Annotated in this window: 13 protein-coding genes and 1 pseudogene; 5 read left to right on the forward strand and 9 right to left on the reverse strand. The window is 68.0% G+C overall.

The window, feature by feature from the left end:
• The first annotated feature begins 49 nt into the window (after positions 1–49).
• Complete coding sequence (gene pyrC / locus ER13_RS09570) at positions 50–1,321, forward strand: dihydroorotase (protein ID WP_035308746.1); 1,272 nt, start codon at positions 50–52, stop codon at positions 1,319–1,321.
• A 166-nt stretch (positions 1,322–1,487) separates the two neighbouring features.
• Here pyrC and ubiM read toward each other — a convergent pair whose 3' ends face one another.
• Both ubiM and ER13_RS09580 read right to left on the reverse strand, forming a co-directional pair.
• Positions 1,488–2,669: a 5-demethoxyubiquinol-8 5-hydroxylase UbiM gene (gene ubiM, locus ER13_RS09575; protein WP_008263583.1), complete on the reverse strand. Its 1,182-nt coding sequence runs from the start codon at positions 2,667–2,669 to the stop codon at positions 1,488–1,490.
• Positions 2,670–2,738: 69 nt separating this feature from the next.
• On the reverse strand, positions 2,739–3,671 hold the full coding sequence (locus ER13_RS09580; RefSeq protein WP_008262939.1) for a glycerophosphodiester phosphodiesterase family protein: 933 nt from the start codon (positions 3,669–3,671) through the stop codon (positions 2,739–2,741).
• A gap of 127 nt (positions 3,672–3,798) precedes the next feature.
• Between ER13_RS09580 and plsY the strand changes: the two genes are divergently transcribed.
• The 3 genes from plsY (at position 3,799) to topA (ending at position 8,273) form a co-directional block, all read left to right on the forward strand.
• Entirely contained in the window at positions 3,799–4,437 is a 639-nt protein-coding gene (gene plsY / locus ER13_RS09585; RefSeq protein ID WP_035308749.1) for a glycerol-3-phosphate 1-O-acyltransferase PlsY, read from the forward strand.
• Positions 4,434–5,504, forward strand: a complete 1,071-nt coding sequence (gene dprA / locus ER13_RS09590) for a DNA-processing protein DprA (RefSeq protein ID WP_008263412.1) — start codon at positions 4,434–4,436, stop codon at positions 5,502–5,504. The genes plsY and dprA overlap by 4 nt, the downstream gene beginning before the upstream one ends.
• Positions 5,505–5,642: 138 nt before the next feature.
• Positions 5,643–8,273, forward strand: a complete 2,631-nt coding sequence (topA, locus tag ER13_RS09595) for a type I DNA topoisomerase (RefSeq protein WP_035308752.1) — start codon at positions 5,643–5,645, stop codon at positions 8,271–8,273.
• A gap of 149 nt (positions 8,274–8,422) precedes the next feature.
• Here topA and ER13_RS09600 read toward each other — a convergent pair whose 3' ends face one another.
• From ER13_RS09600 to ER13_RS09630, 7 genes are all read right to left on the reverse strand, one after another.
• Positions 8,423–11,626, reverse strand: coding sequence for a discoidin domain-containing protein (locus ER13_RS09600; RefSeq protein WP_052005032.1), 3,204 nt, complete (start codon positions 11,624–11,626; stop codon positions 8,423–8,425).
• 152 nt (positions 11,627–11,778) lie between these two features.
• The gene (locus tag ER13_RS09605; protein WP_008262922.1) at positions 11,779–12,594 is read right to left on the reverse strand and encodes a carbohydrate ABC transporter permease; all 816 of its coding nucleotides are present in this window, start codon (positions 12,592–12,594) and stop codon (positions 11,779–11,781) included.
• Positions 12,591–13,523: a carbohydrate ABC transporter permease gene (locus ER13_RS09610; protein WP_035308754.1), complete on the reverse strand. Its 933-nt coding sequence runs from the start codon at positions 13,521–13,523 to the stop codon at positions 12,591–12,593. The genes ER13_RS09605 and ER13_RS09610 overlap by 4 nt, the downstream gene beginning before the upstream one ends.
• Positions 13,520–14,788 carry a sugar ABC transporter substrate-binding protein gene (locus ER13_RS09615; protein WP_008263473.1) on the reverse strand — a complete coding sequence of 423 codons (1,269 nt, stop codon included), beginning with the start codon at positions 14,786–14,788 and terminating at the stop codon, positions 13,520–13,522. The genes ER13_RS09610 and ER13_RS09615 overlap by 4 nt, the downstream gene beginning before the upstream one ends.
• Positions 14,785–16,269 carry a glucoamylase family protein gene (locus tag ER13_RS09620; protein WP_035308757.1) on the reverse strand — a complete coding sequence of 495 codons (1,485 nt, stop codon included), beginning with the start codon at positions 16,267–16,269 and terminating at the stop codon, positions 14,785–14,787. Before ER13_RS09620 ends, ER13_RS09615 begins: the two co-directional genes overlap by 4 nt.
• A 77-nt stretch (positions 16,270–16,346) precedes the next feature.
• Entirely contained in the window at positions 16,347–19,367 is a 3,021-nt protein-coding gene (locus ER13_RS09625) for a TonB-dependent receptor (RefSeq protein WP_035308759.1), read from the reverse strand.
• A 28-nt stretch (positions 19,368–19,395) separates the two neighbouring features.
• Complete coding sequence (locus ER13_RS09630) at positions 19,396–20,481, reverse strand: LacI family DNA-binding transcriptional regulator (protein WP_230307637.1); 1,086 nt, start codon at positions 20,479–20,481, stop codon at positions 19,396–19,398.
• A gap of 300 nt (positions 20,482–20,781) precedes the next feature.
• Between ER13_RS09630 and ER13_RS09635 the strand changes: the two are divergent.
• Positions 20,782–21,399, forward strand: a pseudogene (locus tag ER13_RS09635) (TSCPD domain-containing protein); the annotation flags it as partial.

The raw sequence follows: 21,399 nt of genomic DNA on the forward strand, positions 1-21,399 counted from the left end.
TCCACCACCCTTCGGGCGGTCCCCCTCCCCCAACGGGGGAGGATTTCCGATGAACACGCTCGCCATCACCAACGCCCGCCTGTTGGACCCGGCCACGGACTATGACGGTCCCGGCGGCGTGCTGATCGAGAACGGCCGCATCGTGCGGGTCGTTCACGGCGTATCGCTCATCGACGCCGACCAGACCATCGACGCGGACGGCCACTGCCTCGCGCCCGGCCTGATCGACATTCGGGTCAAGACCGGCGAACCGGGGGCCGAGCCCAAGGAGACGCTGAAGTCCGCCAGTCTGGCCGCCGCGGGCGGGGGCGTGACGACCATCGTGGTCCAGCCCGACACCGATCCCGCCGTCGACGACCCGGCGATGATCGACTTCATCCAGCGTCGCGGCGCGGCCCTGAACCTGGTCAATGTCCGTGCGGCCGGCGCCGCGACCAAGGCCCTGGACGGCCAGCGGATGGCCGAGATCGGTCTGATGGACGAGGCCGGCGCCCTGTATTTCACCGACGGCGACAAGGTCATCGTCAACAGCCGCACCCTGCAGAGGGTGATGAGCTACGCCGCCGCCTTCAACGCCCTGATCGCCTGCCGTCCGTCCGATCCCTGGCTGACCGAGGGGGCCGTCGCCGCATCCGGCGAACTGGCCACGCGGCTGGGCCTGTCCGGCAGCCCGGCCATCGCCGAGCGCATCGGGCTGGAGCGCGACCTGGCCCTGGTCGAACAGACGGGCGCCCGGTTCCTGGTGGATCAGATCTCGACCGAAGGGGCGCTGGAGACCCTGGCGCGGGCCCGCGCCAAGGGGCTTGAGGTCGCCGTCAGCGTCTCGATCAACCACCTGTGCTTCAACGAGGTGGACATCGGCGATTATCGCACCTTCTACCGGCTGGACCCGCCGCTGCGCTCCGAGGCCGATCGTCAGGCCCTGATCGAGGCGGTGCGCGAAGGGCTGATCGACGTCATCACCTCGGCCCACGCCCCCGCCCCGGCCGAGGACAAGCGCCGTCCCTTCGCCGAGGCCGCGCCCGGCGCCGTCGGCCTGGAGACCCTGCTGCCCGCCGCCCTGACCCTGCACCACGAGGACGGGCTGGACCTGCTGGACGTGCTGCGGCCCCTGACCCAGGGACCGGCGGCCCTGCTGGGCCTGGACGCCGGTGTGCTGGCCGAAGGCGCGCCCGCCGACCTGGTTCTGTTCGATCCCGGCGCGCCGATCATCGTCGATGCGGACAAGCTGCGCTCGAAGTCGAAAAACTCGCCGTTCGACGGGCGACGGCTCCAGGGCAAGGTGATCGGGACCTGGGTGGGCGGCCGGAAGGTTTTCTGACCCACCCTTCCCTCTCCCGCTCGGAGAGGGCTTGAGCGCACGAGAGCGAAGCGATCGTCCTTGCGCGAAAGGGTGAGGGGTAAGGTGGTGCGAGTTGGCCCACCGCTGCTCCCTCATCCGGCCCTGCGGGCCACCTTCTCCCCACGGGAGAAGGAAGAATAATGGCTCACGCCGTCAGCATCCGCTTCACCACCCGTTTGAACGGCGCCGTCGCCTGCCCGGCTCTCAGCGCCACTCCGCGCGCCAGACGGGCCGGGGGCGTCTCCTCGGTGAACAGGCGTACGAGGGCGTTGGTGCCCTGGTACAGGGGCCAGCTGGCGAGGCGGTGGTCGCGTTCATAACGGGCCAGCAGGCGTTCCGAGCCGATGTCCCCTCCGCGCGCCGATCTCACCACCTTGGCCAGCGTATCCTGTCCGCGCAGACCCAGGTTGAAGCCGTGGGCCGTGACCGGGTGCATGCCCACGGCGGCGTCGCCGATCAGGGCGAAACCCTCGCCCGCGAACCGGCGGCTCCAGGTCGTGGCCAGCGGATAGGCGTGACGCGTGTCGATCAGTTCCAACCCGGTCAGCCGCCCCTTCAGCCGCCGCTCCATCTCGACTGAAAAGGCTTCGGGCGACAGGCGCATCAGGTCGGCGATGGCGGGGGCGGCCAGGGTCAGGACGACGGAGGAGACCCGCTCCTCGACGTCCGCGACCGGCAGCAGGGCCACGGTCTGGCGATGGTCGAACCATTCGGTCGCGACATGGCGGTGCGCCTGGTCGTGCCGCATCCGGCAGACCATCATCGAGCGGCCCAGCCGGTTCATCTCGACCCCGACGCCCAGCTGGTCGCGCACGCCCGAAAAGCGCGAATCCGCCGCCACGATCAGCTTCGCCCGGATCGCCGTCCCGTCGTCCAGCACGACCCGCCCGCGCGGGGCGGCGTCCTGGACGGCGCAACTGGCCACCCGCCGCCCGGCCATCAGGGTCACGCCCGGCTGGCCCTCCACGACCTCGAACAGGGCGCGGCGGATCAGGTGATTGGGGATCAGGACGCCCAGCCGATCGGCGCCGCCGGCGTCGAAGGTCAGGGCGAAGGGCGAGCCGCCGTCCAGCACCCGCGCCTCGCGCAGGTCCGAAATCTCTTCCGCCGGAACCTGGTCCCAGGCGTCCAGGCTCTTCAACAGACGGATGGAGTTGTGGGTCAGGGCGATCTCGCGCCCGTCGAAGGCCGGGTCGCGCAAGGCCGCCTCGGCCTGTCCCTCGATCAGAGCAACCGTCAGCCCCGCTCCGGCCAGGGACCGGGTGAAGGCCAGGCCCGCCGGTCCGGCCCCGACCACGGCCACGTCGAACATCAGATCATCGCGCATGCTGAACTCCTGATCTTCCTCCTGCCCTAACTGCGCCGCCAGGCCCTTGATTCAGCGCAAATCGTCGCGTCAGCGCGGGCGGCGGCAGGTCGCGGCCTTGGCGACCTCCGCCCCCAGCACCGACTGGACCACCAGGGGCGTGTCGGTGGCGATCACGGTGACGCCCTGGCGGACCAGGTCGCGATATTCGGAGACGTCGCCGTCGGCGGCGTAACGGTCGTCGCGGCGACGGCCCTCGGCGCCCAGGGTGCCGAACTGGACCTCGACACCCGCCTGACGCAGGGCCGACCACAGGGCGGGGCGTTCCTCGCGCGTGCCGGTCCAGGCCAGGATCTGCGACGCGTTCAGCCCGTCCAGATCCTCGACGCCGTCCAGACCGGCCGAGATCATCATCTCCGGCGCCAGGGCCGCGACGGCGCGGGCGTCGGCGTCACTATAGGTGATCAGTATGACCCGGTTCTGCGCGCCCGAACGCCGCACCTGGTCGATCACGGCGCGCGCCAGATCGACCGTGGTTGCGCCGTCCGCCGGCTTCAGATCCAGACTGGCGATGGCGCCCACGCGCCCGGCGGCGTCCAGCGCCTCGGCCAACGTCGGGGGCGCGGCGTCGGTCAGGGCGCCGTTCGAGGCCTTCAGCCGGGCGGCCTTGACCTGGGCCAGGGTCAGGTCGGCGACGCGGCCCCGCCCGGTCGTGGTCCGGTCCATGGTCTCGTCGTGCATCAGGACCAGATGGCCGTCCCTGGTCAGGACCGCGTCCAGTTCGAGGACAGCGCCCGGAATGGCCCGTCCGGTCGCCTCGATGGCGGCGATGGAGTTCTCGGGCTGGTCCATGGCCGAGACCGCCCGGTGCGCCGAGATGGCCACGCCGCCGTCCCTCACGCAGTCGAAATAGGCGGCCATGGCCGGTCCGCCCATCGGCGGCGGGCTAACCGGCGCGGCGCCGACGCAAGCCGAGGTGGACAGCAGCAGAATCAGGGCGGCGGCGGCGGGGATTCGGGTCATGGCGCACTCCGGCAAGGCGGGCGGACCTGACCCTGCGGCAATCATTGGGTCAAGAGGTCGGATCGCCCTTGCTCCGCAAGGCGCGCCGACGCATTTTGCCACAGCATTCCGTGGGGAGAGAATCAACGTGCAGGATCTGGCAGGCCCCGCGATCGGGACCTTGGCGCTGGTCGCGCTGGGCGGCTATCTGCTCGGCTCGATTCCGTTCGGCGTCGTGATCACCCGCGCCGCCGGCGCCGGCGACGTGCGCAACATCGGGTCCGGCAATATCGGCGCGACCAATGTGCTGCGGACGGGCCGCAAGGACCTGGCCCTGGCCACCCTGCTGCTGGACGCCGGCAAGGGGGCGGTCGCCCTGTTGATCGCGCGCGCCCTGTTCGACAGCGAGGTCGCGGGCGCCATCGCCGGCGGCGCGGCCTTCCTGGGCCACCTGTTTCCCGTCTGGCTGAAGTTCAAGGGCGGCAAGGGCGTGGCCACCTTCTATGGTCTGCTGCTGGCCGCCGCCTGGCCCCTGGGCCTGATGGCCGGAGCGGTCTGGCTGATCAGCGCCTTCGTCTTCCGCTATTCGTCGCTGGCGGCCCTGATCTCCTCGGCGACCGCGCCCCTGCTGGCCCTGCTGCCGCTCGCCGCCGTCGGCCTGCCGGTGGGCATGCCGATCCTGTGCCTGACCGTCTTCGCCGCCGTGCTGATCTGGGTTCGCCACCATCAGAACATCGCCCGGCTGCTGAAGGGCGAGGAACCGCGTATCGGGGCCAAGAAGGCGTGAGCCTGTCGGCGGACGAACGGTTCGCCCGGCTGCGGCTCGCCCGCACCGACCGCATCGGTCCCGTCGCCTTTTCCCAGCTGCTGGGCCGCTACGGCTCGGCCATTCGCGTGCTGGAGGTCCTGCCCGATCTGGTCCGCAAGTCCGGTGCTGCCTCCATTCCCCCGCCCGTCGCCAAGATCGAGCGCGAACTGACCGATGGTGAGCGGGTCGGCGCCCGCCTGCTGGTGCTGGGCGATCCCGACTATCCCGAGATGCTGGCGGCGCTGGATCCGCCCCCGCCGATCCTGTGGACCCGGGGTCGGGTCGAACTGCTGAACGCGCCCTGCGTCGCCATCGTCGGCGCGCGCATCGCCTCGGCCGGCGGACAGCGGATCGCGCGCGGCCTGGCGCTGCAACTGGGTCAGGCCGGCCATGTCGTCGTCTCGGGCATGGCGCGCGGCATCGACGCCGCCGCCCACGAAGGCGCCTTGGCGACCGGGACCGTCGCGGTTCTGGGCGGCGGTGTGGACGACATCTATCCGCCCGAACACGCCGACCTCTACGCCCGGCTGGTCGATCAGGGCTGCGTCGTGTCCGAAAGCCCGGTCGGCGCTCGCGCCCAGGCGAGAGACTTCCCCCGCCGCAACCGCATCATCTCCGGCCTGTCGCGCGGCGTCGTGGTGGTCGAGGCCGAGATCAAGTCCGGCTCATTGATCACCGCCCGGCTGGCGGCGGAACAGGGGCGCGACGTCTTCGCCGTGCCCGGCTCGCCGCTGGACCCGCGCGCCAAGGGTCCCAACGAACTGCTGCGCCAGGGGGCCATCCTGTGCGAGGGGATCGAGGATATCGAGCGCGCCTTCAACACCCTGCGCACCCTGCGCGCGCCGCCGTCGGAACCCATGGACTATGGCGAGGTGGACGACGCCTTCCTGGACCGGGTCGCCGCCCTGCTGTCCCCCACCCCGACGCCGCGCGACGAGATCGCGCGCGCCCTGAACGCCCCCATGGGCCAGGTCGCCGCCGCCCTGCTGGAACTGAGCCTGGCGGGCCGTGCGGAGCTGCTGCCGGGCGGTCTCGCGTCCATATAGTGAAGTCTCTTCCGGATTCGTCTTCGATCCGTGATAGTCACCCGATATTCCGCAAGTTTACGGGCGTCCGGCGGCCGGTGCATTGACACATGGCTCCGCTCCAACCACGTTCGCGCCCCTTCCCGAGACCGAACACGCATGAACCTCGTTATCGTCGAGAGCCCCGCAAAGGCCAAGACCATCAATAAATACCTCGGCTCCGGCTATGAGGTTCTGGCGTCCTACGGCCACGTCCGCGACCTGCCGTCGAAGGACGGCTCGGTCCTGCCCGACGACGACTTCTCCATGCACTGGGAGGCCGACGCCAAGGGCGCCAAGCGGCTGTCCGAAATCGCCGAGGCCGCCAAGCGCGCCGACCGCGTCATCCTGGCGACCGACCCCGACCGCGAAGGGGAAGCCATCAGCTGGCACGTGTTGGAGGTGCTGAACAAGAAGAAGGCACTGAAGGACACGCACGTCGAGCGCGTCACCTTCAACGCCATCACCAAATCCGCCGTCCTCGAGGCCATGGCCAATCCGCGCCAGATCGACATGGAGTTGGTCGAGGCCTATCTGGCCCGCCGGGCGCTGGACTATCTGGTCGGCTTCACCCTGTCGCCGGTCCTGTGGCGCAAGCTGCCGGGCGCGCGCTCGGCCGGGCGGGTCCAATCCGTCGCCCTGCGCATCGTCGTCGATCGCGAGATGGAGATCGAGAAGTTCAAGGCGCAGGAATACTGGTCCATCGAGGCCGATCTGAACGCCGACAGCCCGCCCTTCACCGCCCGTCTGGTCAAGCACGCCGGCAAGCGAGTGCAGCGTCTGGACATCAAGGACGAGGCGACCGCCGCCGCTGCGCGCGCGGCCATCGACGCCGGCGACTTCACCATCAACTCGGTCGAGAAGAAGCCCGTCCGCCGCAACCCGGCCCCGCCCTTCACCACCTCGACCCTGCAACAGGAAGCCTCGCGCAAGCTGGGCTTCAGCGCCCAGCGCACCATGCAGGCGGCGCAGAAACTGTATGAGGGCGTGGACGAGACCGGCGGCCTGATCACCTATATGCGGACCGACGGCGTCCAGACCACGCCCGAGGGCATCGCCCAGGCGCGAGAGGTCATCGCCAAGGAGTTCGGCCCGGCCTTCGTTCCTCAGGAACCGCGCTATTACAAGACCAAGGCCAAGAATGCTCAGGAAGCGCACGAAGCGATCCGGCCGACAAACATCGCCCGTCATCCGGACAGCCTGCGCCTCGAATCCGATCTTCAGCGTCTGTACGAGCTGATCTGGAAGCGGATGGTCGCCTCGCAGATGGAGGCGGCCCGGATGGACCGCACCACGGTGGAGATCGAAACCTCGGACGGCCTGACCGGCCTGCGGGCCACCGGCCAGGTGGTGACGTTTGACGGCTTCCTGGCCGTCTATGAGGAAGGCCGCGACGAGAAGCAGAAGGGCGCGGAAGAGGACGAGGGCGACGACACCAGCCGCCTGCCCGCGCTGAAGGAAGGCGCCAAGGCCAAGGTTGACGCCATCCGCACCGACCAGCATTTCACCGAACCGCCCCCGCGCTATTCGGAAGCCACCCTGGTCAAGAAGCTGGAAGAGCTGGGCATCGGCCGGCCGTCGACCTACGCCTCGACCCTGTCGACCCTGCGCGACCGCGAATATGTGCGGGTGGACAAGAACCGCTTCTATCCCGAGGACAAGGGACGGCTGGTCACGGCCTTCCTGGAACAGTTCTTCGCCAAGTGGGTCGAATACGATTTCACTGCGGCGCTCGAGACGCGTCTGGACGAGGTGTCGGCCGGCCAGTTGGACTGGAAGGTGCTGCTGCGCGAGTTCTGGTCGGACTTCCACGCCGCGACCCAGGCCGCCGGCGAACTGCGCACCACGGCCATTCTGGATGCGCTGAACGAGTCGCTGGGCGCCCATATCTTCCCGGCCAAGGAAGACGGGTCCGACCCGCGCGAATGCCCCCTGTGCCATCAGGGCCAGCTCAGCCTGAAGACCAGCCGGTTCGGCGCCTTCATCGGCTGCGAACGGTACCCTGACTGCAAATACACCCGTCCTGTCGCCAGCCCTTCGGCTGAAGACGGATCGGCGGAAAGCGGCGACCGCGAACTGGGGATTGACCCGGAGACGGGCCAGCCGGTGCAGCTGAAGATCGGCCGGTTCGGACCCTATGTCGAAATCACGCCGCCCGAGGGCGACAAGCCCAAACGCTCGTCCCTGCCCAAGGGCTGGTCGCCCGCCTCGCTGACGCTGGACCAGGCGCTGCGCCTGCTGGCCCTGCCTCGTGAAGTCGGGGTCCACCCCGAGGACGGCAAGATGATCACGGCGGGCCTGGGCCGGTACGGACCCTTCGTCCTGCACGCCGGCACCTATGCGAACGTCTCGGACATCGACGAGGTGTTCGAGGTCGGCCTGAACCGCGCCGTCGCCCTGCTGGCCGAGAAGCGCGCCGGCCGTCCCGGTCGCGGCGCAGCAACGGCCCCGCTGAAGGACCTGGGCGCCCACCCGGAGACGGGCGAGCCGATCCACGTCATGGCCGGCCGCTTCGGTCCCTACGTCAAATCGGGCAAGATCAACGCCACCTTGCCCAAGGGCGTGGCGCCCGAAGACCTGACTGTGGAAGACGCCCTGCCCCTGCTGGCCGCCAAGGCCGGGGCGGTGCCGAAGAAGAAGGCCCCGGCGGCCAAGAAGGCGGCTGCGCCGAAGAAGGCTGCTGCTGCTGCGAAGAAGCCGGCCGCCAAGAAGGCGCCGGCCAAGAAAACCAAGGCCAAGACGGAAGACTGACGTCCTTCTCCCCTTGCGGGAGAAGGTGGCCGAGCGAAGCGAGGTCGGATGAGGGGTCGGTCAGTGCATGACCGGCCCTTTTTCGTTGGAGATGGAGCAACCCCTCATCCGGCCCTACGGGCCACCTTCTCCCGCAAGGGGAGAAGGGATCAGTTGAGGGTGATCCGCCGCGCGCCCACGGGGATCGCCAGTTCGTCGCCGGTCCACCGCGCAGCGCGGCCGTCGATGCGCACCCGCTCGGGCCGCCCCTCCCCCGCGGACCATTGCAGCACATAGCCCCCCGGCGGCGTCGCCGCGCCGCCCAGGGTCAACACATAGGCCGCTCCCTGTTTGCGATAGGCGTAGGTGAGCGAGCCATAAGCGGTGCGCAGATCCTTCACCCCAACCCCCTCGGCCGTATCCAGCCAGGCCTGAGGCACGCCCGCCGCCAGCACCAGGGCGTGGTCGCGGTCCCGTTCGTAGGCGAACAGGTCCAGGGCCGAGCGGATATAGTCGGAGCTGATCCAGGCGTGCGGCATGTCGCCGATGAAGCGGGGCTCGCGCTTGTCGCGCCCCACCACCTCGGCCCAGCCGTTCCAGGCCTCGGGCCGACGGTCGGCCATCAGGAAGTCCAGCACCGCCAGGGCCCGGTCCTTCTGGCCCAGCCGCACATAGGCGCCGACCAGCCGCCATTCGTAGGGGGTATAGTCCTTCCAGGCCGTGCGATTGGTCAGACGGTTCTGGAAGTTTTCCCAATAGCGGTCGAAGGTTCGCGCCATGAGTTCGGGCGGGAGATTATCCTGCTCGCCCGACGGCGACAGGGCGATCGTGGTCGAGGTGGCGTCGAAATCGCCCCGGTCGGCGGCGCCCGCGATCCAGTCGATGTCGTGATGTTCGGCCGTCGCGACGATGGAGGCGCGAATGTCGGCGGCGAACTGATCCCGCGCGGCGGCGTAGCGGGCGGCGGCCTCGGCGTCGCCCAGGGTCTGGGCGATGAAGACCGCGTCCTTGTAGCCCAAGAGGCCCCAGAAATCGTCCCAATAGGAATAGGCCGCCTTGTCCGAATAGCCCTCGTGGCTGATCGTCGGCGGCAGCAGGCCGTACAGATGGCGCTGGTCGGGGGTCTGGAACTCAGGCGTGCGGGTGGAGGCGCGCAGCTCGTCCATATAGGCGACGGCCTTCTGCACCTGAGGCCAGACCTGGCGCAGCAGGGCCTCGTCGCCGGTGTAGCGGTATGTCTCGGCGGCCAGGAAGACGAACTCGCCGTGACTGTCGTTCTCGGGCACCGGATCGGCGCCGCGTGCGTCGACGCAGCACGGGACCTTGCCGTTCTCGAACACATAGGGGGCGTACCAGCGCAGATAGTCAGCCGAATGCTCGGCCATGCCCAGCCGGTTCAGCCCCTCGGCCATCATGGCCCCGTCGCGGATCCAGGAGCGGTTGTAGCTGCGGGTGCCGGGCTGGAGGATCGGCCCCTGACGCGACATCAGCATATGGGCCAGGGACGACTTCAACGCGTCCTCGATCCGCTGGGCGGCGGGCGGCAGGGTCAGGTCCACCCGGTCCAGCTTCTCGCGCCATTCCGCCGCCAGCGCCCGCTCGGCCTGATCCAGCGCGGCGACGCCCTGCCCCGCCTGCGGCGTCTCGCCCGCCAGCGGCGACAAGAAGCCGAAGGTGCGTGTCTCGCCGGGCTGGAGCATCACCTCATACAGCAGGGCGCCGGCCGGCAGGTCCGTGGGGTCGGAGACCATGACCGGTTCGCCGGCGGGCCGTCGCGCCGACGGTAGAATCAATGATTGAGGATCTACCCCTGCATCGAAGCTCGAGGCCGCGACGGCGTCCGGCGCGGTCAGGGGCTGGACCCGAACGTCGTCGTTCAGCGTCAGGCTCGCGCCGTCCCAGGCGATCCGCTCGACCGGCGCCACGCCGCCCGGAATGGCCAGGAACTGTACGGGTCCATTCACCTGCAAGGGTCGCGCCGTCAGGGCCAGGGTCAGGGTGCGGGGCCGATTGGAGGTGTTGGTCAGGTCATAGCGGCCCCACAGACGCGCCTGGTCCGGCGCGCCGTCGGCGAAGCTGGTGATCTTCAGCGTCCAGTCGTCGGCGGTCCAGGTCACGGACGGTATGGGCAGGTCGCCGTCCTTCAGCCCCTGTTCGACATTGACGTCGGCCCAGGTGATCAGCCGCCCGTTGTCGATGACGAAGGGTTCGATGCTGGGGCCGGCGCGGCGCAGTTCGATGGCGCCGTCCTCGCCGATCAGGCCGCTCTCGCCACCGCCGTCGACGCCGACCAGGGTCCAGTAGGGCTGTTCCCCGAAAAAGCCGCGTGGATAGAGGCCGCGACGGTTCTCCTTGGCCACCGCCTCCACAAAGGCCGTGGCGTCCTCGCCGAAGGCCAGGGGTTCGACCTCGATCTCAGTCAGCGCATAGGTCGTCGCCTGCCCTGCCCCCAGCCGCTGTCCGGCGCCGGACGAGCCGACCACGTCCGACGCGGGGACCGGCTTCAGCGGCTCCAGCCGCAGCCAGCGGGCGGTCGCCTCCGGCGTGCGCAGCCAGTCGACGCCGCCGTTCCCGCCCGTGACCGTCGCCAGCTCGCGCCAGTCCCGTCCGTCCGTCGAGGCGGAAATCCGATAGTCCGCCGCCGCCCCCCGCTCCCCCCAGCGCAGGGTCAGGCCGCCGAACTCGCGCTCGTATCCCAGGTCGAGGGTCAGGGCCGAGGGTTCGCCCACCGGCGGGGTCCAGGCCGTCTTCGGGTCCAGATCGACGGCGTTGGCGGCGGTCGTCTGCGGCCGGCCGTCGCCGGCGACCGGCTGCGGCGGCGCGACGGGATCGACCGGCAGGGCGCGCTGGCTCAGTTGGTCGATCTCGACGGCGCCCTTGCCGCCCTCGGCCGCCACCACGACGAACTCGACCCGTTCGGCGCGGCGCAGCACCGTCTCCGGGCTGGGGCCCCAGGCCTTGGACACCTGGCGGCGCTTGATCACGAACTTCGTCCAGCCGTCGGGGAAGTCGTAGCGGGCCGTCTGTTTCCACCAGACGTTCTCGGCTGAGGCGTCGGTCAGCTTGACCTCGAAGGTGTTGACCGGCCCGGCGCCGCGCACCCAGAAGCTGATCTCGTAATTGTCGGGCAGGTCGAACGGCAGGGGCCTGCTTAGCACCGCATAGCCGGCCTTGCCGTCGAAGTCGTAGTCGAGCCGCACGGCGCGGCCGTCATGCCCGGCGACGGCGGAGACGGCGGCGTGGACGTCGGTGGAGGCGCTGGCCTCCCACCGCGACGCGTCGTCCATGCTGTCGAGGACGCGCGTGTCCTGCGCGACGGCGGGGGCGGCCATGAGGGCGGCGCTGAGCGCGAGGATGGAGGTCAGGATACGCATTCGGATTACTCCAGTTTCCTCTGTTGCCGTCATCCTCGGGCTTGTCCCGAGGATCCATACGCCCGGTGTCGAAGGCGTGCGTCCCGTCCTCGACGGAGTCTATGGATCCTAGGCACAAGGCCCAGGATGACGGCGGTGGAGGGCTACAAGGATCACCCCTTCACGCTGCCCGCGAGCATGCCGCGGATGTAGTAGCGTTGCAGGGCGAGGAAGAGGATCAGGACGGGCGCGACTGTGACGACTGCGCCCGCCATCATCAGTTCGATGTCCTGCACGTGTTCGCGCGACAGGGCCGCCAGGGCGACCGGCAGGGTGTAGTTCGACTGGTCCGTCAGGATGATCAGCGGCCACAGGAAGTCGTTCCAGCTGCCCAGGAAGACGAACAGGCCCAGGGTGACGATGATCGGCTGCAGCGTCGGCAGGACGATGCGGCGGAAGATCTGGCCTTCGCTCGCGCCGTCGATGCGGGCCGCCTCCAGCATTTCGTCGGGAATGCTCAGCGCATACTGGCGCACCAGGAACAGGCCGAAGATCGAGGCCAGCCAGGGCGCCAGCGCCCCGGCATAAGTGTTCACCAGTCCCATCCCCTTCAGCATCAGGAACAGCGGCAGGGTGCCGATCTGGGCCGGCACCACCAGGGCGGCGACCAGCAGCTGGAACAGCCGTTCGCGCCCGGTGAACTTCAGCTTGGCGAAGGCGTAGCCGGCCGGGACGGTGAAGCTGAGCGCCAGGATCGTCGCCAGGGTCGCCAGGGCGAAGCTGTTCCACAGATAGCGGGCCATGCCCTGGTTCAGGAACAGGTCCTGATAGTGCTCCAGCGTCCAGCGCGACGGGACCAGGGGCGGCGGGAAGGTCGCCGCCTCACCGGTGGGCATGAAGCTGACCGACGCCATCCAGACCAGCGGGAACAGGACGATCAGCGCGATGAGCGCGACGGCGAGGTTGAGGAAGATCGAGCGGATTTTCACTGGTACGCCCCCACCCGCTTGGCAACGGCCAGCTGCACCAGGGTAATGGCCAGGATGCACAGGAACAGGACGAAGGCGACCGCGCTGGCGGAGCCCAGGTTCCACCATTTGAAGCCCTCTTCGTACATGAAGTAGAGCACCGTCACCGTGCTTTGGGCCGGGCCGCCTTGCGTCATCACATAGGGTTCGGCGAACAGCTGGAAGAAGCTGGCGACCGAGATGATCGAGACGAGCAGCATCGTCGGCGCGATGGCCGGCAGGGTGACATGGCGGAACTGCTTCCACGGCCCGGCGCCGTCGATGCGGGCGGCCTCGTACAGATCGTCCGGCACGGTCTGAAGCACCGCCAGGAAGATCAGCATATTGTAGCCGAAGATCTTCCAGACCACGAACATCAGGATGGCGGGGATGGAGGTCGAGGGCTGGCCCAGCCAGTCCACCGCCGGCAGGCCGATGCTCTCCAGCCCCCAGTTGATGACGCCGTAGCGGGTGTGCAGCAGATAGCGCCAGACCACGGCGGTGGCGACCAGGGTGGTGACATAGGGGGCGAAGAACATGACCCGCCAGATCGGCCGCCACTTCACCACCCGCGCATTCAGGATCACCGCCGCGGCCAGCGAGGCCGCAATGGACAGGGGCACGCCCAGGACCGCGAAGGTCAGGGTGTTCTTCATCGCCCCCCAGAACAGGGGATTGGTCATCAGCCGCTCGTAGTTCTGCAGGCCGACGAAACGCAGATTATCGAGGTTCGCCAGGGCGTAGATGTCGAAGTCGGTCAGGCTGAGCAGCAGGGCCGCGATCACCGGAAAGGCGAAGAACAGGCCGATGGCGATCATCGCAGGGGCGACGAAGGCCCAGGCTGCGCGCTCTCTGGCCGCGCGTCCACGCGACGGCTTCACGCGGGCCAATGTCGGATCGGCGACGGTCATACGGCCCTGCCCTGCTCCATCATCCAGCGGCGCTTCTCCAGCAGCCGGTCCGCCCGACGGTCGATCTCCGCTGCCGCAGTCTCGGGGGTATATTCGCCGCGCACCATGCGTTCGGCGACGATCTGCATCTCGGTCACGATCCGCTCCCACTCCGGAACCTTGGGCACGGCCTTGGCCCGCTCCAGCTGGCCGCGGAAGGGCGCCAGCATGGGGTCGCGCTCCACCTGGGCGATGTCCCAGGCGCTTTTCCGCGCCGGCAGATCGCCGACGATGGTGTTGAACCGGGCCTGGACGGCCGGCTCGGACAGATAGCGGACCAGGGCCCAGGCCGCCTCCTGATGCGGCGAGGACTTGAACACCGCCAGGCTGGACCCGCCCGGCGCCGAGGCGCCCAGGCCGTTCGGTCCCGGCACGCCGGCCGTGGCCCAGCTGGATTGAAACGACGCCGGCAAGCGGCTGCGGAAATCGCCCACGCTCCACGGGCCGGAGAAATAGAAGCTGAAATAGCCGCGCGCGAACTCGGTCCAGACGTTGGAGATCTGCGCCGCCGAAGCCAGGGGCGCCAGGCCCTCGGCGAACAGGCTGCGATAGAAGGCCAGGGCCGAGATGAAGCCGGGGTTGGAGAAGTTGCCGCGCGTATTGCGGTCACGCAGCAAGGGCTCCTCGGTCTGAAGGCCGAAGGTCAGAAGCTGCTCGAACTCGTTTAGGGGCAGCAGAATGGCGTAGTTGTCGCCGCCCGCCACGCGCTTGATCCCGTGCATGGCCCGCTTCCACTCGGCCCAGTCCCGGGGCGGGGCGCCGAAGCCGGCGCGGGCCAGAAGGTCGGTGCGATAAAACAGAAGCCGCGTATCGACGTACCAGGGCGTGGTCATGCCCCGGCCGGCCACCTCGTTGGTCTCCAGCACCGCCTCGAACTGATCGGTCAGCAGGTCGGCGGCGGCCGGCGGGGTCGGCGACAGGGCGCCGATGGCGGTCAGTTCCGACACCCAGGTGTTGCCGATCTGGCTGACGTCCGGCAGCGAGGCGCCGGCGTAGGCGGTCAGCAGTTTCTCGTGCGCCGCCGTCCAAGGCAGGGGCTGGACCGCGACGCGGACGCCGGGGTTGCGCCGCTCGAACTCGGGCATCAGCTGGCCCACCGTCCCGCCCTCATTGCCCATGGCCCAGAAGCGCAGCACCGTCTCGCCGTCACGACGCGGCGTGCAGGCCGCCGCCGCCCCGCCCGCCAGCAGCGCCAGGGCGCCCCGCCTGTGCGGGCCAGAGGTCATGCGTTCAGCCAGCCGCCGGTGAAGCCCGCCGTCTCCAGGGCCTTACGGATGTGCGGCTCGCCGCGCATGTAGCGCCAGATGAAGTCGGAGCGATGGTTCTCGGTCATGCCGACAATGGGGCCCTGGTCGATGCCCAGATAGTCGTCGGCGACCCAGCCCACGCCGTCAATGATCTTGCCGTGCTGCAAGGGCCCGTCGCGCTGGGTCAGGGTCGGGTTGAAGCTGTCGAGGAAGCCCCACTCAGTATAGATCCCCGCGCCGAACCGGCTCTTCATCGCCTTGATGCAGGGCACGACGATCTCGGGCGCGAAGGCGATGGAGCTGGCCGCCGCCGTGGGTGCGATGGTGCCGTCGTCGCGCTCGCCGGGACCGCGCGCCGAATAGCTGAAGAACTCGCGCTCGACCCCGTTGATCGTCTGCTTGAAATCGCCCGGCCCGTCGCAGGCCGTCAGGCCCCAGGTCTCGGACGAATAGCCGGCCCACTGGCCCGGATTGTCGTGGGCGTATTTCTGCTGGGCGTAGACGGCGCGGCGGCTGTTTTCGAAATAGTCCAGATACTCGCCCATCTGGGCCGTCTGGCCCCGCATCCAGGCGTCCTGGATGCCGCGGAAGTCGACGTACATATGGCTGTACTGGTGGCCGAAGATCGGCGCGAAATTCAGGTGCCAGCTGCCCCAGCGGTCGGTCCAGCTCTGGTCATAGCTTGCGGCCCACTCATGCCAGACGTTGACCGAGACCGAATGGGTCGGGCTGCCGATGGCCAGGAGCAGCAGCAGCATCCCCTCGTTATAGACATGCCAGTCGGACGGGATGAAGCCGCTCTCCGGATGCCAGCCCATGGTGATCCGGTTGTCGCGCACGACGGCCCAGTCCCATTCGATCCGCTCGTACAGGGCCTGGACCCGGCTGCGGATCTCGACCTCGTCCGGATGGTCGCCGTCGAAATAGCGGGCGGCGAACAACATGCCGGCGATCAGCAGGGCCGTATCGACGGTCGACAGCTCGTTGGTCCGGTAGCGAAGCCCGGTCTCCATATCCAGGAAATGATAGAAGAAGCCCTTGTGCCCCGCCGTGCCGGTCGGCTCCGGTCCCTGGGGCAGGCTGTAGAAATAGCGGACGGTGGTCAGGGTGCGTTCGCGCGCCTCGTCCCGGCTCATCCAGCGCCGCTCGACGCCGATGGGCCAGCAGGTCAGGGCGAAACCGACCGCAGCGATGGAGCAGAAGGACGGCGTGGGCCAGCGATCGGGCGTCAGGCCGGTGCGCCGGTCCGTGACCTTCTCGAACCAGCGGAAGGTGCGTTCCTGAAGCTCGTCGATCTCGCGGTCCAGCCGCAGGGGGCGCCGTTGCGTGCCGTTGACCGCGCCGCTTCCCTGCTGAGCCGCCTGCTCCTGTTGCGCCGCCGCCGGCCCCGCGACGACGCCGCCCACCGCCAGGGCCGCAGCCCCCGCAGTGGTTCGCATCAGGAAGTTCCGGCGGTTCATGGGCACGCTCACTGGGTCTGTATCAAGAAGAAGGCCGCCTCCCGCGCAAGCGGAAGGCGGCCCAGGCTCAGGGGGAGTTAGAAGGAGTAGCGCAGACCGACCTGGAAACTGCGGGTCGGCAGGTAAACCTCGGTGCCCGCGCCGTAGCGCGCGCTATTGAAGCCTGTGTCGAAGGATTTGTAGTTGGTGAAGTTGAAGATGTTGATCGCGTCGGCGATCAACTCAACCCGCTGTCCGCCGAAGACGTCGAAGCCCTTGGTCAGGCGAAGATCGATCTGGCGGTAGGCGAAATTCAGCCCCGGCAGGAAGGCGCGCTTTTCCGGATTGCCCGCGTTCCAGCAGATATTGGGGCCGGTGCTCGGCGCACTGGGGCAGTCGTTGATGTTATAGGGCAGGCCCGAACCTAGGGTGACGATGCCCGACAACAGGAAGTCGGCGGGTAGGCCCAGGGTGCCGGACGCCACAATCCGGTGACGTTCATCCGTAGACGAACGATATTCAGGCGACAGCTCTGGCGTGTTGTAGTCGAAGTCAAATGCGCCGTAGCCGTTGTCGCGGCTGCCGTTCTGGGTCGCATCCATGTAGGTATAGGCGAGGTTGAAGCCCCAGCGATCTGCAGAGTTATACGGCTTGTCAGCGGTCAGATAGATCGCCTTGTAATCCCGCTCCTTGTCCGTGTTCTGGAAGAAGATCGTGTTGCGGAACTGAGAATAGCCGACCGAAGTCGGGCTAGGCCCGTTAAATCGGCCACCTGTCTCGGTCAGTGCGTTGGCGATGTACCAGGCCGACTCTCCCTCGGTATGACCGGCGGCGAAGGTCAAAGCGGTCTGCCAGCGTCCAAACTTCTGACGCACGCCGATATTGAATTGGTCGGTGCGAGGCGGCTCGAAATCGTTCTTGACCAGGAAGACTTCCCCAGCTCCGGGGCTGGCGGCCAGCAGAGGATCCAGGCCTTCAGGGGTCAGATACGCAGGGTTCCAGGCGATCGTTTCCTGTCCGCCGGCTGGACCACCGGTGTTGGAGAAGTAGATGGTCTTGTTGAACTGGAACGGCTTGAATCGTTCATCAAAGGCGAAGTTGAAGCCAATACGGTCGTAATAGCGGCCGGCGCCGCCGAAGATCACCGTCTGCTCGTCGCCAAACACGTCATACGAGAAGCCGAAGCGCGGTTGGAACGCCCCCTTGAAAGCCTTGCGATCGCCGTCCGACACGTAGTCCGACGGGTTGAAATAGGAGGGGAAATCGTAGTTCGGCAGGTTCTGGATCGCCGCCAGCATGTCCCGAATGGAGTCAGGCGTACGGTAGTCATTGTTAACGGCGTTGTCTTCGTAGTCCCAACGGATGCCGAGGTTGATTTCCAGCTTGTCCGTAATCTGCCAGTCGTCCTGTATATATAGACCCAGGACGTTGTTATCGACATCGGCCGGCGGGACGGCGACGCCCAGGTTCACGGCGACGGGGACCGTTCGGCTGCCGTTGATCTCGGAGCGGCCCTCGATGTCGTAGATGAAGGTCGGATTGCGTCCGAAATCCTTCTGTACGAAGTAGTTCTGCATCGAATATTTCGCACCCATCTTGATGGTGTGCGTACCCATCCATTCCAGGTCCGGAATAGTCAGGTCGTTGCGGATCGTCGTGCTCTTCTGCTCCAGGAATTGGGCGTCAGCCCGCCCGCCAGCCGTGAAGACCGTGGAGTCGCGGTTATTGACGTTGTACTGGAATCCAAGCGTGCTTGGATCATCCTGATCGTCGGGAACATCATCGCGGAAGATGACGTACTCTCGGCCATAGTCCGAGCCATTGATCACAGACTGTTCGTAGCTCGACTTCAGATAATCAATCGAGAACTCGTTCAGGAAGTGCGTGCCTTGGAACTGGTGGCGCAGATTGAAGGCCTGGGTTTCCCCATTGTTGCGGGCCGCACGGCTGGGCGCGTTCTGGCCGCCGGCGCCGCGGATGTCCTCTTCCGTCTTGTACTCGGTGCTGAGTTCGACGCGCTGACGATCATCGACCTGCCACGACAGCTTGCCGAAGAAGACGTCCTGTTCATAAGGCGTCGAGACGGTGCCAAGATCGCCCGCGAAGAAGTCGTTGTACTCGGTGCGGTTCAGGAAGGACTGAGAGATGCGGTCCTCATCCTTGCGCTCATAGGCGCCGAAGAAATGGAGCCGATCCTGGATGATTGGACCGCCCAGGCTGGCGCCGTACTGCAAGCGCTTGACCGGGGCCTTCTCGGCGCCGCGGCGCTCGGAAATCTCGTCCTGAGCAACCCAGTCCGGGTCTTGATAGAAGACGAAGGCGTCGCCGTGGAACTCGTTGGTGCCCGAGCGGGTCACGGCGGTGATGATGGCCGAACCGGCCTGTTCATACTCAGCCTTGAAGTTCTGGCTGATGACGCGGAACTCCTGCACGGCGCCCTGCGGGAAGGGCGTGCCGCGGCTGTCGTCCTGGCCGGCGACGCCGCCGTCGTTGATCAGAGACTTGCGGTTCTGGCCATCGATGAAGACGTTGATGGCCTGGGCCGTCTGGCCGCCGGCCGAGATGGTCCGTTCCGTGTCGTCCTCAGTCACGCGCAGGCCGGGCGCCAGGGCGGCGAAGTTCAGGAAGTTACGGCTGATCTGCGGCAGGTTGTTGATCTGCTGCTGGGTGACGTTGGTTGCGACCTCTGGCGTGCGCACTTCGAACACCCGACGACCGGTGACGACGATGTCGCCCAGTTCGGTCGCGCCCGAATCCGATGCAGCGGTGGTCGGCGCGGCTACGTCCAGGTTCAGCGTACCGACCTGTCCCAGCGAAAGGGTGACCGTCTCTTCAGCAGTTTGACCATCGTCGCTGGTCACTTGGACGCGATAGGTGCCTGGGCGCAGCCCTGAGAAGACGTAACGGCCGTCCGCTCCGATACGGGCGCGAGTGACATAGCCGGTCGAAACCTCAGTCGCGGTGACGGCGCCGCCAGCTTCGGCGGTCGGTCCGTCATATACGGCGCCACGAAGCGTGGTGGTGGCGTTTTGCGCCGTCGCCGCGCCGGCGAAGCCTGCGGTGATGGCGAAGGCGGATACGGCGGCCAGGGCCGCGCTACGCGTATTGAACTTGATCATCCTGATGTCCCCTCCTGATGGGTCCGATTCACGACAGCGACGCAGCCGTCTGATCGGGGTTTGACCCGGCGGTTGCGGCCGCCGCGGTGGATTGACGAACGACCAGGGCCGGTCGAACGATTTCACAAGCGGTGTCCGCCTCGGCGTTCGCGCCGGCCTGGACCAGGCCGATGAGGCGTTCGACGCCCCGGCGACCCATTTCCGCAATATTCACTCTGAGCGTGGTCAGCGTCGGCCGGACCAGGGCGGCCAGCGGCACGTCGTCGAAGCCGACCACCGCCACGTCCTCGGGGCAGCGCACGCCCGCCTCCTGGAAGGCCAGCAGGGCGCCCAGGGCCATCATGTCATTGGCCGCGAACACCGCGTCCGGGCGCTGGTCCAGCGCCATCAACTGTGTGGCGGCGCGATGCCCGGCGGCCTGGGTAAAGTCGCCCTCGACGATGATCGGATCCTGGCCGACCAGGGCGCTGGCGTAGCCTTCGGCGCGGATATCGGCTTCCAGGTTGCCGGCGGCGCCCCGGATATGGGCGATGCGGCGACGACCGGTGGCGATCAGATGTTCGACCGCCGCCACGGCGCCCCCGTGGTTGTCCACAGCGATCGCCGGCCGGCCGCCCTCGTCCAGACCGCCGTTCATGACCAGCACCGGAGTCCGGCCCGCCACGTCGGCGGCCAGATTGGCGGCCCGCACATGGGGCGACAGCACGATCATGCCGTCGACCCGGCCCCGCATCGACCGCAGCGCCGCCATGGTCTCTTCGGTGTCGCCGTGGGAGCTGGAGACGATCAGGTGCTTGCCGTGCGCCCGCGCGGCCAGGTCCATGCCGCGGATCAGTTCGGAGAAGAACTCGCCGTACAGGTCCGGCAGGATGACCCCGATGGTGTCCGTCCGGCTGGTGGACAGGCTGCGCGCCCCGACATGGGGGACGTAGTGAAGATGCGCGACCGCATCCAGCACCCGCTGGCGCGTGGTTTCGGTGATGGCGTCCGACCCGTTCAGCACGCGCGACACCGAGGCCACGGACACCTTGGCCCGTTCGGCGACGTCGCGGATCGTGGCGGCCTTGGCGGCGGGCGCACGTCCGTTCACGGCTGATGAGGCGGCGATATCCAAGTGTTTCCCTCTGAGCGTCATCGCGCCAGCCTTCTTGTCGAAGGTCTGTCGATAACCTGATGTAATCGGTTACATGACACAGGAGCAATGTCGGCCGCAAGCGGCGCAATGTCGCTTTGTGTCGATTTCTGGCCCGCCGGCGCCCGCGCCTCGCCTGATGACCACCGGATCGAGCCGGCGTCCGCCCAAAGGCGCTGAATGACCATCAAATGGATTCAGCGGTTGATAACTACTACATATAGTGGCGCGCCTTGATGGATCGCCGTAATCTGGTGGCAGGCTTACCGGGAGATGCGGCCCATGCGCTTTCAATCCGGCTTCGTGGATCTGGCCCGCCGGGTCACGATGGAGACCCGCGCTGTCGAGCGCGCCGCCACAGTCCAGGAGATCACGGCGCCGGCCGCATGGTCGGACGCCCGGATCGAATCCTGGCTGGACTGGAGCGAATCCCTGGTCCCCGACCTGTCCCCGACCGGCGGCTGGCTGAACGGCGCCGTCGACGCCTGGGCCGAACGCCTGGCCGGCCGGGGCCTGGCCGAGGGCGTCTTCACCGATCGGGCCGAGGCCTATGTCTTCGCCGCCGAACTGGCCGCCACCATTCAACTGGGCCTGGCCTCGCCTGTGGGCGCGCCCGAGGCTGGCGCAGGCTCCGCCGACATTCTCGACCTGTCCGATCCCGCCGCGCCGGCCCATCTGGCCGAACACCGCGCCGACCGCATGACCGCCCGACTGGCGCTGCAGTCGGCCGAGGCCCTGGCCGACGCGCTCTGCGCCGTCGCCGACGCCGTGGACCGCTGCGAGGGACCGGACGGCCACCGCGCCGATCCGTCGCGCAACCCCGCCCTCGGCCGCGCCCCCGCCACCGCGCGGCGTCGCCGCCACACCGACGCCGACACCCCGCGCGCCGCCGATGGCGCA

Source organism: Brevundimonas sp. EAKA (genome assembly GCF_000698025.1).
Lineage (GTDB): Bacteria > Pseudomonadota > Alphaproteobacteria > Caulobacterales > Caulobacteraceae > Brevundimonas > Brevundimonas mediterranea_A.